Here is a 13012-nt window from a genome sequence, read left to right as displayed (position 1 = left end):
GGAGCCGCCGTGGTCTACCCGAAGGACGCGGGCCAGATCATCCAGATGGCGGACATCTTTCCCGGCGCCCGCGTGGTCGAGGCCGGGGTGGGCTCGGGCGCGCTGACGATGTCCCTGCTGCGCGCCGTGGGCGACGCCGGGGAACTGGTGTCGATCGAGCGCCGCGAGGACTTCGCGGACATTGCGCGCGCCAACGTCGAGTCGCACTTCGGCGGCCCTCATCCCGCGTGGCGTCTCGAGATCGGCGACTTCGCGGATCGCGTCGGCGAGGCCTTCGAGCCGGGCACGGTGGACCGGATCGTGCTCGACATGCTGGCGCCGTGGGAGAACATCGAGGCGGCGGCCGATGCGCTCGCGGCGGGCGGCGTGCTGCTCGCCTACGTCGCGACGGCCACCCAGCTGTCGCGGCTGGCGGAGGACCTGCGCGAGCACGGCGGCTTCACGGAGCCGCACGCGTGGGAGACCATGGTGCGCACGTGGCACCTCGAGGGACTCGCGGTGCGACCCGACCACCGGATGGTGGGCCACACGGGCTTCCTCATCACCGCGCGACGGATGGCGCCGGGCGTCGACGCGCCGCTGCGCCACCGCCGCCCGGCCAAGGGGTCCTACCCCGTCGCGGAGGAATGGACCCCGGAGGATCTGGGGGAGCGTCCCGTGAGCGACAAGAAGGTGCGCCGCGTGCGACGCGACGTGACGATCGTGCGGGAGGAGTGATGGTGGCCGAGGCACAGGACGTGATCGCGAGGCTCGAACGCACCAACGCCGAGCTGCAGCGCCTGCTCACGCTCGCGCGCGACCAGCTGAGCGAGATGAGGCAGAAGCTCGCCGAGGCTTCGCAGCCGCCGCAGACCTTCGCGACGTTCGTCGAGTGGTCGGGCCGTCACGCCGACGTGATCGCGTCCGGCCGTCGCATGCGCGTGGCCGTGCTGCCCACCCTCGAGGTGGATCTCGCGCCCGGTGACGAGGTGCTGCTCAACCCGATGAGCGTGGTCGTGGACGTCGCCCGGCCCGACCGCACCGGCCAGGCGGCCATCGTGCGCGAGGTGGTCGACGCCGACCGCATCCTGGTGGTCTCGCGCGGCGAGGACGAACGCGTGGTGACCTTCATCGGCGGCGACGCGGCCCGCCGCCTCCACGAGGGCGACACGGTCATCATCGACCCGCGCACGGGTTTCGCCTCCGAGAAGGTCGAGCGCACCGGGGTCGAGGCCCTGCTGCTCGAGGAGGTGCCGGACATCGATTACGCGTCGATCGGTGGGCTCGCGCCCCAGATCGAGCGCATCCGCGACGCCATCGAGCTGCCGCTGACGCATCCCGAGCTGTACCGCGAGCACGCGCTGCGGCCGCCGCGCGGGATGCTCCTGTATGGCCCTCCCGGCTGCGGCAAGACGCTGATCGCCAAGGCCGTGGCCCACTCGCTCGCCGAGGCCGTGGGGGCGGACCGCTCGTACTTCCTCTCGGTCAAGGGGCCGGAACTGCTCAACAAGTACGTGGGGGAGACCGAGCGGTACATCCGGACCATCTTCGAGCGGGCGCGCGCGAAGGCGCACTCCGGCGCTCCCGTGGTGGTGTTCTTCGACGAGATGGACGCCCTGTTCCGCGCCCGCGGCTCGGGGGTGAGCTCCGACATGGAGACCACCATCGTGCCGCAGCTGCTCACCGAGCTCGACGGCGTCGAGGCCCTGGGAAACGTCATCGTGATCGGCGCCTCCAACCGCGAGGACATGATCGATCCGGCGATCCTGCGTCCCGGCCGCCTCGACGTCAAGATCGAGATCTCGCGGCCCAGTCCCGAGGCCAGCGCTGACATCTTCGGCAAGTACCTGTCGACGGGGCTGCCGCTGGCCGCGTCCGAGCTCGCGCTGACCGACGGCGACCGCGCCGCCGCCGTCCGGGCGCTCATCGACGCCGCGGTGAGGCGGATCTTCTCCCACCCCGACGCGTCAGACCACGTCTCGGGCGCGCTCGTGCGCAATGTGGTCGACCGCGCGAAGACCGCGGCGATCAAGGGAGTGGTCGCGGGCGACGCGAAGGGACTGTCCCGCACGCACCTCGAGATCGCGGCGGACCAGGAGCTGGCCGAATCGCGCGCCGTCGCGTCGGGCACCCTCGCCCGGTCCTGACATGAGGGTCGTCGGCATCGAGACGGAGTACGGGATCGTGGACCCCGACGAGCCCCGTGCCAACCCGATCCTGCTGTCCTCGCGGCTGGTCGCCGCGTGTCGGGGCTGGGCGGGCCGCACCGCGCGCTGGGACTACGGCGGCGAGGATCCCCTGCAGGACCAGCGCGGCTTCCGACGCTCGCGACTGGGCGCCACACCCGACCTGCTGACGGACGCCCCCGAGTTCGACGAGGCCGCGGGGCACGTGACGCTGCGCCGCCGCCGGGGCTCCTGGGAGGACCCCGCCCACCTCAACGCGGTGCTCCCCAACGGGGCGCGCTTCTACGTCGATCACGCCCACCCCGAGTACTCCGGACCCGAGGTGACCAACGCGCTCGACGCCGTGATCTGGGACCGTGCCGGCGACGCCATCGCGCTCGCCGCCGCGGCCCGCTACGCGGCCGACGAGGACTCGCGCGTCGAGCTGTACAAGAACAACGTCGACGGCAAGGGCGCCAGCTACGGCACGCACGAGAACTTCCTGGTCGACCGCGCGACGCCGTTCGACGATCTCGCACGGCGGCTGACGTCCCACCTGGTCACCCGGCAGGTGTTCGCGGGCGCGGGTCGGGTGGGGCTCGGGCAATTCGGCGAGGCGCCCGGGTTCCAGATGTCGCAACGCGCCGACTACATCGAGGCCGAGGTGGGGCTCGAGACCACCCTCCGGCGGCCCATCGTCAACACCCGCGACGAGCCGCACGCCACCCGCGACCGCTACCGGCGCCTTCACGTGATCCTGGGCGACGCGAACCTGTTCGACGTCGCCACGTACCTCAAGATCGGCACCACCTCGTTGGTGTTGACGGCCATCGAGGCCGAGGACGAGCGCCTCGACACGCTCGAACTCGCTGCTCCGGTAGAGGCGGTGCAGGCCGTGTCGCGCGACCTGGGCCTCCGTGCCAGGCTCCCGCTGGTCTCCGGCGAGGACGCGACGGCCCTGCAGATCCAGCGAGCCCTGCTCGAGATCTGCCGCACGTACGCACGCGACGCCGGTGATGCGGCGGTGATCGCCCGGTGGGAGGCCGTGCTCGAGCGGCTGTCGACGGACGTGTTCAGCGCGGCACGCGAGGTCGAATGGGTGGCGAAGCTGCAACTGATGGGGCGCATGCGCGCGCGCCACGCCTCGACCACCCTGCCCGACGGTCTGCCGTGGGACGATGCGCGGCTCGCGGCCATGGACGTGCAGTGGAGCCGGCTGGGTGACGGGCTGGCCCAGCGGCTCGCCGTCGCCGGAGCCGTCGAGCGGCTCGCGTCCGACGCCGAGGTCGCACGCGCGGTGTCCGGCGCGCCCCAGGACACTCGTGCGCGGCTGCGCGGCGGCATCGTGGCGGCGCGCCCCGAGCTGGTGGACGCCGCGGGCTGGTCGACGGTGGTGCTCGATCGCGAGACCGATCACGGCCACCTCGAGGTGGTCCACCTTGACGAGCCGCTCGCGGCCGCACACCCCCTGCTCGACGCCCTGATCGACGGATAGACTCGCGGCATGGCCCAGCTCAACGCGCAAGGACAGCCCTACGAGGACGATGCCCCGGAGCCGGACGCGCCCGTGGCGGCCGCGCAGGCCTCGACGGACGCGATCGACGACCTGTTGGCAGAGATCGACGGGTCCCTGCAGGTCAACGCGGAGCAGTTCGTGAGGTCCTTCGTCCAGAAGGGCGGCGAGTAGCGCCGCCGCGCCCGCGCATGAATCCCACGGACATCCCGCCGCCGCTCGAGGTGGAACCCGCCCGCCGCATCTTCGGGCTCGAGACAGAGTTCGGCCTGCACCTCGACGCGGGCCCCGGGCGCCCGGTCACCCCGGAGGAGGTCGCCGGTCACCTCTTCCATTCCGTCGTGCAGTGGGGTCGCTCGTCGAACGTGTTCCTGCCCAACGCGTCGCGCCTCTACATCGACGTGGGCGCGCACCCCGAGTACGCGACCGCCGAGTGCGACACCCTCACGGACCTCATCGCGTCCGACAAGGCCGGCGAGCGCATCGTCCACGCGCTCATCGCGGGCGGCGAGGAGCGCCTGCGCGCCGCGGGCGTCGACGGCACCATCCACCTCTACAAGAACAACACGGACTCCGCGGGCAACAGCTACGGCTGCCATGAGAACTATCTGGTGCGCCGCCGCGCGGACTTCAAGGCGTTCGCCTCGGCGCTGCTGCCGTTCCTGGTCACGCGGCAGATCGTGACGGGCGCGGGGTGCATCACCCGCACCCCCTCGGGCGCCCACTACAGCTTCTCGCCGCGCGCGGACCACATGTGGGAGGGAATGAGCTCGGCGACCACGCGGTCGCGGCCCATGATCAACACCCGCGACGAGCCGCACGCCAACGCCGAGCTGTACCGGCGCATGCACGTGATCGTGGGCGACTCGACCATGGCCGAGCCCACCACGCTGCTGAAGATGGGCGCCACCGACCTGGTGCTGCGCCTGATGGAGGCGCGCGTTCCGCTGCCCGAGCTCACCCTCGCGCGGGAGATGCAGGCCATCCGCGACGTCGCCCACGACCTCACGGGGCGGGCGACGGTCGAGCTCGCGGACGGTCGCCGCCTGACGGCGGTCGACGTCCAGCAGGAGTACATCGACCTGGTGCGTGGTCACCTGGGCGGCATCGTCGAACCCACCGAGGAGGTGGCGCGCATCCTCGACCTGTGGCAGCGCGGCGTCGACGCGGTGCGCACTCAGGACTTCACCCCGGTGGAGACCGAGCTCGACTGGGCCATCAAGCATCGTCTCGTCACGCGGTATCGCAGCCGGCTTGGCTGCCCGCTCGACGACCCGCGGCTCGCGCGGCTGGAGCTTGCGTTCCACGACGTCTCGCCGCAGCGCGGCCTTTTCTACCGGCTGCAGGACCAGGGCCTGGTGCGGCGCATCGTCTCTGACGCGGACATCGAGAGAGCGGTGAGCACCCCTCCCCAGTCCACCCGTGCGCGGCTGCGCGGAGCCTTCGTCGAACGGGCGCTCGCCGCGGGGCGCGACTTCACCGTGGACTGGGTGCACCTGAAGATCTCGGGTTCGTCGGGGACCACCGTGCTGCTCAAGGACCCGTTCCGCAACGAGGACGCGCGGGTCGACGGGCTGCTGGAGATGCTCGAGCACGCCTGACGGGTCGTAGAATCTTCTGGTCCCCCGAAAGGAAGTCATGCGTCGTCTCGTCGTGCTCGCGCTTGCCCTCGCGCCCCTCGCGCTGGCGGCGTGTTCACCCGCGTCCACGACCGACGAGCCTTCGGGACCCCCTCCGGGTGACATCTCCACCATCGTCATCGGCGGCTCCGACACCCTCGCCCCGTCGCTCGAGTTCACGCCCGGCCTGGTCTACGAGGAGGAGCAGTCGACGGTGGTGTGGAACGGGGACGGAGCCTTCCTGTCCGACGGCCAGCCGCTGCTGCTCGACATCTACGGCGCATCTCTCGATGACGGCACCACGCTGATCAACACCTACGACGGCCTGCCGCGCTCGTTCGTGCTCGCCCCCGAGGTGGTGGGCGAGGAGCTGTACAACACGCTGGTCGACGTGCGGGTGGGCGCGCGGGTGCTCGTCGTGGCGCCGCCGTCCTTCGACTCCGACGCGGAGCCGCCCATCGCGATGGTGGTCGACGTGCTGCCCAACCACGCGATGGGCAACGCTGTGGAACCCAACCCGGACCTGCCGCCGGTGACGTTGGATCCGATCACGAACGAGCCGTTCGTGACGATTCCCGAGGGCGACCCGCCGGCAGACCTGCAGGTCGCCACCCTCATCCAGGGCTCGGGACCGCAGGTGCGTCAGGGCTCGTACCTCATCGTCAACTACACGGGCTGGTACTGGTCCGACGGCTCGGATGGCGAGGGATCGTGGAGCAGCGGCGACGTGCTCGACTCCTCATGGCCGGTCGAGCGCGCGCCGTTCGAGCTGCAGATCGGGTCGGGACAGGTGATCCGCGGCTGGGACGAGGGTCTGCTCGATCAGACCGCCGGCTCGCAGGTCGAGCTCGTGGTCCCCGCCACGTACGGCTACATCGACAAGGGCACGCTGGTGTTCGTGGTGGACATCCTCGACGTGTGGACCCCCGAGGGGAGCGCCTGATGGGTGTCGCCGTGCGCCTCATCCCTTGTCTCGACGTGGACGCCGGCCGTGTGGTCAAGGGTGTCAACTTCGAGAACCTGCGTGACGCCGGAGACCCCGTGGAGCTCGCGGCGGCCTACGGCGCCGCGGGGGCCGATGAGCTGACCTTCCTCGACGTGACCGCCTCCTCCGGTGACCGCGAGACCACGTTCGACGTGGTGCGCCGTACCGCGGAGCAGGTCTTCGTCCCCCTCACCGTGGGCGGTGGCGTGCGCTCGCCCGAGGACGTCGACCGGCTGCTGCGCGCCGGCGCGGACAAGGTGGGCGTCAACACCGCGGCGATCGCCCGGCCGGAGCTCATCGCCGACATCGCACGCCGCTTCGGCAACCAGGTGCTGGTGCTGTCCGTCGACGCGCGCCGGTGCAAGGACGGCGCCACCACCCCGTCGGGCTATGAGGTCACCACCCACGGCGGACGCCGGGGGACGGGCATCGACGCGATCGACTGGGCGCGCCGCGGGGCGGAGTTGGGTGCGGGCGAGATCCTCCTGAACTCCATGGACGCGGACGGCACCACCGACGGTTTCGACCTGGAGATGCTGGGCCGGGTGCGAGAGGTCGTGGGCATCCCGCTGATCGCTTCCGGCGGGGCCGGCACCGTCGAGCACTTCGTCGAGGCGGCGAGGGCGGGCGCGGACGCGGTGCTCGCGGCGTCCGTGTTCCACTTCGGCACCCTGAGCATCGGCGATGTCAAGGAGGCGATGCGCGCCGCAGGCATCGTGGTGCGATGACCGCGCGCGATCTCTCGCGCCGCTACGAGCTCTCGGGCCGATTCACGCGCAAGGCTGCCCAACTGCTGGCGCATGCCGTGCGCGAGGAGCCCGCCTTGTTCGCGGTGGCGGTGACGGCGGCGGCCGTGTTCAGCCTGCTCACCGTGGTGTTCGGCACCCTCCTAGGGGATATCACCGACGAGGTGGTGATCCCCGGCGTGGCGGGCGACCCGATCCAAGGCACCTGGGGCCGCCTCACGCAGGATCCGCGCACCGCGATCTGGATCGCGGGTGCCGTCTTCCTCCTGATCGGCGTGGCCAACGCGCTTCTCGTGGGCGTGCGCCGCACGGCGCAGGGCTTCGCCGTCGCCGGGGTGGGCGCGCGGCACCGGCGAGTGGTGGCGGAGGCGCTCGCGTCCCTGCCGCTCGGCTGGCATCGGTCCCACCCGTCCGGCCGCATGCTGTCCGCGATGTCGTCGGATTCGGAGACCGCCACCTCTCCGCTGCACCCGTTCGCCTTCACCGTGGGCGCGTTCGTCATGATGATCGCCGCCGGGGTCTCGCTGTGGCGCATGGACCCGTGGCTCGCCATCACGGGCCTCGCCGTGGTTCCCGTGATCTTTGCCGTCAACGTGGCCTACGAGCGGGTGATCACCCCGCGTTGGGACGTGGGCCAGAGCCTGCGGGCCGAGGTCTCGACCATCGCCCATGAGAGCTTCGAGGGTGGCACGGTGGTGAAGGCGCTGGGCGCGGAGCGGCGCGAGACAGAGCGCTTCGCCAAGGCCGCTCGCGACCTGCGAGATGCCGATACCCGGGTGGGCCACACCTCGGCGTGGTTCGAGCCCCTGATGGACCTGGTGGTGCCCCTCGGCGCCGTTTCGCTCATGGTCGTGGGCGCCATCCGCGCCGCGGACGGTCAGGTGTCCGTGGGCAACGTGGTCTCGGCGATCTACCTGGTGACGCTCATGGCGGTGCCCATTCGTGGGCTCGGCTGGGTCCTGGGCCAGATGCCGCAGGCCCTCGTCGCGTTCCGCCGGGTGGGGGAGATCGCCCGCGCCGCGACGGAGGTCGACGAGCCGGGTCATCTGGAGATCCCCACGCGGGGCCCGGGCGCGCTGACGTTCGAGAACGCGTCGATCGGCGCGGACGACGGCGACGGCGATCTCACCGTCATCCTTCACGACGTCTCCCTCGAGCTGCGACCGGGAACCGTCACCGCGCTCGTGGGTTCCACGGGATCGGGGAAGTCGACCGTCGCGCTGGCCGCCGCGCGGCTGGCGCGCCCGGCCTCCGGCACCGTCGCGCTGGACGGCACGGATGTCGCGGATATCGCGCGGCTGGGCGACCACGTGGCGCTGGTCCCACAGACGGCCTTCGTGTTCGCCGGCACCGTGCGCGACAACGTGACGCTGGGCGAGGAGCATGACGACGAGCAGGTGTGGGATGCCCTGCGCCGCGCAAACGTGGTCGACGTGGTCGAGCGGCTCGCTCGCGACGGCCGCACCGGACTGGATGCGGAGCTCGCGGAGCGCGGCATGAACCTGTCCGGCGGGCAGCGGCAGCGGCTCGCGCTCGCCCGGGCGCTGGTGCGGCGCCCGCGCGTGCTGGTCCTCGACGACGCGACCAGCGCCGTCGATCCCCGCGTGGAGCGCGAGATCCTCACCGGCCTGGCCGGGGAGGACGGCCCCACGGTGCTGGTGATCGCCTACCGGCTCGCGTCGATCGCCCTCGCCGACCGCATCGTCCACGTCGAGCGCGGCCGCGTGGTCGACGCCGGCACTCACGCGGAGCTGCTCGCTCGCGACCGGGGCTACCGCGAGCTGGTGCTCGCCTACGAGGAGGACTCGCGCCGCCAGGCCGCGGACGACGCGGGGTATGTGGGATGAGCGAGGACATTACGATGCGCGGCCTGGTCCGCCGCGGCCTGCAGCTGAGTCCCGAGTTCCGGCGCGGGCTCGGCGTCACGCTCGCACTCGCGGCGCTGGCGGCATCGGGCCGCGCGGCCACGCCGTTTCTCACCCAGCGCGTCACGGACCTGGGCCTGCTGGCGCCCGATGGCGTCGACGTGGGCGTGGTGGTGCGCTACGCGGCGGGGGGCGCGGTGGTGCTCATCGTCGCCGCGGTGTTCGCCTGGCGCGTGCGACGCCGCCTGGTGGGCGCGGCGGAGGCCGGCCTGGCCACCTTGCGGATCCGCGCCTTCGGCAAGGTGCACGAGCTGTCCGTGCTCACGCAGAACGAGGAGCAGCGCGGACGCTACGTGTCTCGCGTCACCGGGGACGTCGAGACCATCCGCGACCTCATGCAGTGGACCGGCGCCGCCATGGTGATCTCCGCCATGGAGTCCGGCGTGGTGTTCCTGGTGATGCTCCTGTACTCCTGGAAGCTGTCCCTGCTGGTGCTGCTCGCGTTCATCCCCATGGTGATGTCGCTGCTGTGGATCCAGCCGCGCGTGCGCGCCGCATTCGAGATCGTCCGCTCGCGCATGGCGGACCTCCTGGGGCGCACGTCGGAGCAGCTCGTGGGCATCTCCACCATTCGCGCCTACGGCGTCCAGCAACGCATGCGGCAGCAACTGAACTCCGAGATCGACGAGATCCTGGTCGCGGAGCGCCGGGCGTCCGCGCTCGCATCGTTCAACTTCTCGTCCACCGTGCTGGGCCAGTCGCTCGCCACCGGCATCGCGCTGATCGGCGGCACCCATCTTGCCCTGTCCGGCGAGATCACCGTGGGCACCGTGGTCGCGTTCGCGTTCCTGGTCTACATGTTCTCCGGGCCGCTGATGTGGATCATCGAGATGCTCGCCGAGATGCAGCGCGCGCTGGTGGGCTGGCGGCGCGTGGTGGCACTGGTGGACCAGGAGGTGACCGTCGCCGATCCCGGGGAGCAGGGAACTCCGATCCCTCACGGGCGAGGCGAACTGAGCATTCGAGGGGTGCGGCTCACCTACCCCGGCGGTCCGGAGGTGCTCCGGGGCGTCGACCTCGACGTGCCCGCGGGTCGCAGGCTGGCGCTGGTGGGCCAGACGGGGTCCGGCAAGACCTCCCTGGCGCGCCTCATGTCCCGGTTCTTCGACCCGACAGAGGGGTCGGTCCACGTGGGCGGGGTCGACCTGCGCGACGTGCCGGCGGGTTCGCTGCGGCGCTCCGTGGCGGTGGTGCCGCAGGAGGGATTCCTTTTCGACGGGTCGGTGCTGTCCAACCTCGCCTACGCGCTGCCCGACGCCTCCGCGGACGACCTCGAGCGCCGCGCCCTCGCGGCGTTCGAGTCGCTCGGATTGGACGGGTGGCTGCAGACCCTGCCGGCGGCGCTCGACACCCAGGTGGGCCCGCGCGGCGAGCTGCTGTCCGCGGGCGAGCGCCAGCTGGTGTCCATCACCCGCGCGTACCTGCGCGATCCCGACCTGCTCATCCTCGACGAGGCGACGTCCGCGGTGGACCCCGCCACCGAGGTGCGCATCTCCCGCGCGCTGGAGTCCCTCATGCAGGGCCGCACCGCGGTGGTGATCGCCCACCGGCTGTCCACCGCCGAGCGCGCCGACCTCGTGGGCGTGATGGAGGAGGGAGAGCTGGTCGAGCTGGGCCGTCATCAGGACCTGGTCGCGGCGGGCGGGATCTACGCCGGCCTCCACGCCGCGTGGGTGGCGCAGACGAGGGACTGACCCCACCCGTCCCACCCTGACACTGCGCACGGACCCGCGGGCGACTCGCCGGGCGCGAACCGCGCATCGTCCCGTCGTGGCGGGGTGTCGCGCCGAACTCCGTGCGCAGTGTCGGGCGGGGTGTGGGGACGGGCGGGGACCGGGACGATGCGCGGCGCGCCGTCGGTGAACCGCTGACGTGGAAGGATGGGCGCCATGCCGCTCGACCCCCAGATCTCCGCGCGTCTCAAGCGCGATGCCGCCGGCCTCGTCTGTGCCGTGGTGCAGCAGCACGACACCCGTGAGGTCCTGATGGTCGCGTGGATGGACGATGCGGCGCTTGCTGAGACCCTGACCAGCGGTCGGGCCGTCTATTGGAGCAGGTCGAGGCAGGAGCTCTGGCGCAAGGGCGACACGTCCGGCCACATTCAGCGCGTGGTGCGCGTGTCGGTCGACTGCGACGGCGATGCCCTGCTGCTCGAGGTGGACCAGACCGGGCCCGCGTGTCATACCGGCACCCGCACCTGCTTCGAGGCCGGCGGGGACCTGGGCGCCGTCGATGGTCTCGCCGGGGACGCGGCGTGAGCTCCGTCCAGATCGGCTGGGGCGAGACCTGGCCGTCGTTCGACGGATTCGTCGAGCTCGGTTCCTCGCACCGCGTGGTGCCCGTGGTCCGACGCCTGCTCGCGGACTCGCTCACGCCGGTCGCGGTCTACCGAGCCCTCGCCCAGGAGCGCCCGGGCACCTTCATCCTCGAGTCCGCCGAACCCGACGGCGCGCGCGGGCGATTCTCCTTCGTGGGCGTGCACTCGCGCGCGATGGTCACCATCGACGGCGACGAGGCGCGGTGGTCGGGCGACGTGCCCGTCGGGCTCACGGACGGCGCGCCGCTCGACACGATCCGCGCCGTGCTCGCCGAACTCGCGTCGGAGGCCATCGACGGGCTGCCGCCCCTGACCGGGGGCATGGTGGGCGTGCTCGGCTGGGACATCATCCGGCAGTGGGAGCCCACGCTGCCCATGAAGGCCCCGCGAGAGCTCGACGTGCCCGACGTGCTGCTGCTGCTCGCCACGGACATCGCCGCGATCGACCACCGCGACGGATCCGTGTGGCTGATCGCCAACGCCGTCAACGCGGATGCCCAGGACTCGGGGATCGACCTCGCCTATCAGGACTCGATCGAACGCCTCGACCGCATGCAGCGCCTGCTCGAGGACGCCCCGCGCGGCCCCGTCTCCGTGCTCGCCGACGTGCCGGAGCCGGACGTGGTCCAACGCAGCGCGCCGGGGGAGTACGAGAAGGCCGTCGAGTTCGCCAAGGAGGCGATCCGAGACGGCGAGGTGTTCCAGATGGTGCCGTCGCAGCGATTCGACGTCGCGTGCGGTGCGTCCCCGCTCGATGTGTACCGCGTGCTCCGCACGCTGAACCCCAGCCCGTACATGTACTACTTCCAGCTGCAGGATGACCAGGGCCGCGAGTTCGCGGTGGTGGGCGCGAGCCCCGAGTCGCTGTGCTCGGTGCAGGACGGGAGGGTCTCGACCTTCCCGATCGCAGGGTCGCGGCCGCGTGGCGCGACGCCCGCGGAGGACCGCCGCCTCCAGGAGGAGCTGCTGGCCGATCCGAAGGAGCTCGCCGAGCACGTGATGCTGGTGGACCTGGCCCGCAACGACCTGGTCAAGGTGTGCGAGCCCACGTCGGTCGAGGTGGTCGAGTTCATGTCCGTGAACCGCTACTCGCACATCATGCACATCTGCTCGACCGTGGTGGGCCAGCTCGAGCCGCAGTACAGCGCCGTGGACACGTTCACCGCGGTGTTCCCTGCGGGCACCCTGTCGGGGGCGCCCAAGCCGCGCGCCATCGCGCTCATCGACGAGATCGAGCCCACGCGCCGCGCGTTCTACGGGGGCGCCGTGGGGTATTTCGACTTCGCTGGAAACATGGACATGGCTATCGCGATCCGCACCGCCCTCATCGCCGACGGCACGGCGCACGTGCAGGCGGGAGCCGGCATCGTCGCGGACTCGGTGCCGTCGTCGGAGGCCGACGAGACTCGCCACAAGGCCGCCGCGCTCATCCGCGCCATCTCCATCGCGTCGCGCCTGGTCGAGGCGGGCTGACGCTACACTGACCGCATCGACGAGTCCCCGAGGAGTTGCCATGTCGAGTGTGCACCTGGAGCCTCAGGATCTTCCTGAGGTCGCCCCCCACAACCACGGCCGCACCAACGCCGCCTGGGTCACCAACATCGGCCTCGTCCTCGCCGCGCTGCTCATCTGCATCGGCATCGCGTGGACCGTCCACCCCCTCACCATCGCCGGCATCGTGATCGCCGTCGTGGCCGCCGCGGCAGGCGCCGCGCTGCGCGCGCTCGGTCACGGCCAGCCGCTCGGCTGACTCGGCACACGGC

The 13012-nt window shown here is 71.6% G+C and carries 12 protein-coding genes; all 12 read left to right on the top strand.

Going from position 1 to position 13012, the window contains the following annotated elements; genetic code table 11:
* Positions 1-717, top strand: a 717-nt coding sequence (locus Q0L54_RS02990; RefSeq protein ID WP_296665416.1) for a class I SAM-dependent methyltransferase, incomplete at its 5' end; no start/stop codon positions are given.
* Between the two features lie 2 nt (positions 718-719).
* The gene (gene arc, locus Q0L54_RS02985) at positions 720-2126 is read left to right on the top strand and encodes a proteasome ATPase (protein WP_296665415.1); all 1407 of its coding nucleotides are present in this window, start codon (positions 720-722) and stop codon (positions 2124-2126) included.
* A gap of 1 nt (position 2127) precedes the next feature.
* Entirely contained in the window at positions 2128-3639 is a 1512-nt protein-coding gene (gene dop / locus Q0L54_RS02980; RefSeq protein ID WP_296665414.1) for a depupylase/deamidase Dop, read from the top strand.
* 9 nt (positions 3640-3648) lie between these two features.
* Entirely contained in the window at positions 3649-3831 is a 183-nt protein-coding gene (locus tag Q0L54_RS02975) for a ubiquitin-like protein Pup (RefSeq protein ID WP_296665413.1), read from the top strand.
* A 17-nt stretch (positions 3832-3848) separates the two neighbouring features.
* A complete protein-coding gene (gene pafA, locus Q0L54_RS02970; RefSeq protein WP_296665412.1) occupies positions 3849-5258 on the top strand; it encodes a Pup--protein ligase in 1410 nt (469 codons plus the stop codon).
* 37 nt (positions 5259-5295) lie between these two features.
* Complete coding sequence (locus tag Q0L54_RS02965) at positions 5296-6219, top strand: FKBP-type peptidyl-prolyl cis-trans isomerase (protein ID WP_296665411.1); 924 nt, start codon at positions 5296-5298, stop codon at positions 6217-6219.
* Entirely contained in the window at positions 6219-6989 is a 771-nt protein-coding gene (gene hisF, locus Q0L54_RS02960; RefSeq protein ID WP_296665410.1) for an imidazole glycerol phosphate synthase subunit HisF, read from the top strand. Before Q0L54_RS02965 ends, hisF begins: the two co-directional genes overlap by 1 nt.
* A complete protein-coding gene (locus Q0L54_RS02955) occupies positions 6986-8854 on the top strand; it encodes an ABC transporter ATP-binding protein (protein WP_296665409.1) in 1869 nt (622 codons plus the stop codon). Before hisF ends, Q0L54_RS02955 begins: the two co-directional genes overlap by 4 nt.
* A complete protein-coding gene (locus tag Q0L54_RS02950; RefSeq protein WP_296665408.1) occupies positions 8851-10626 on the top strand; it encodes an ABC transporter ATP-binding protein in 1776 nt (591 codons plus the stop codon). Before Q0L54_RS02955 ends, Q0L54_RS02950 begins: the two co-directional genes overlap by 4 nt.
* 195 nt (positions 10627-10821) lie before the next feature.
* Complete coding sequence (gene hisI, locus Q0L54_RS02945) at positions 10822-11190, top strand: phosphoribosyl-AMP cyclohydrolase (protein ID WP_296665407.1); 369 nt, start codon at positions 10822-10824, stop codon at positions 11188-11190.
* Positions 11187-12722 (top strand): anthranilate synthase component I, encoded by a 1536-nt coding sequence (locus Q0L54_RS02940; RefSeq protein ID WP_296665406.1) that lies wholly within the window; start codon positions 11187-11189, stop codon positions 12720-12722. Before hisI ends, Q0L54_RS02940 begins: the two co-directional genes overlap by 4 nt.
* A gap of 40 nt (positions 12723-12762) precedes the next feature.
* Complete coding sequence (locus tag Q0L54_RS02935) at positions 12763-12999, top strand: hypothetical protein (RefSeq protein WP_296665405.1); 237 nt, start codon at positions 12763-12765, stop codon at positions 12997-12999.
* The last annotated feature ends 13 nt before the right edge of the window (positions 13000-13012 follow it).

It is taken from the genome of Demequina sp., assembly GCF_024642165.1.
In the GTDB taxonomy this organism is placed as follows: domain Bacteria; phylum Actinomycetota; class Actinomycetes; order Actinomycetales; family Demequinaceae; genus Demequina.
The sequence above is the reverse complement of the archived record's forward strand: the minus strand, read 5'-3'. Positions and strand labels throughout refer to the sequence as shown.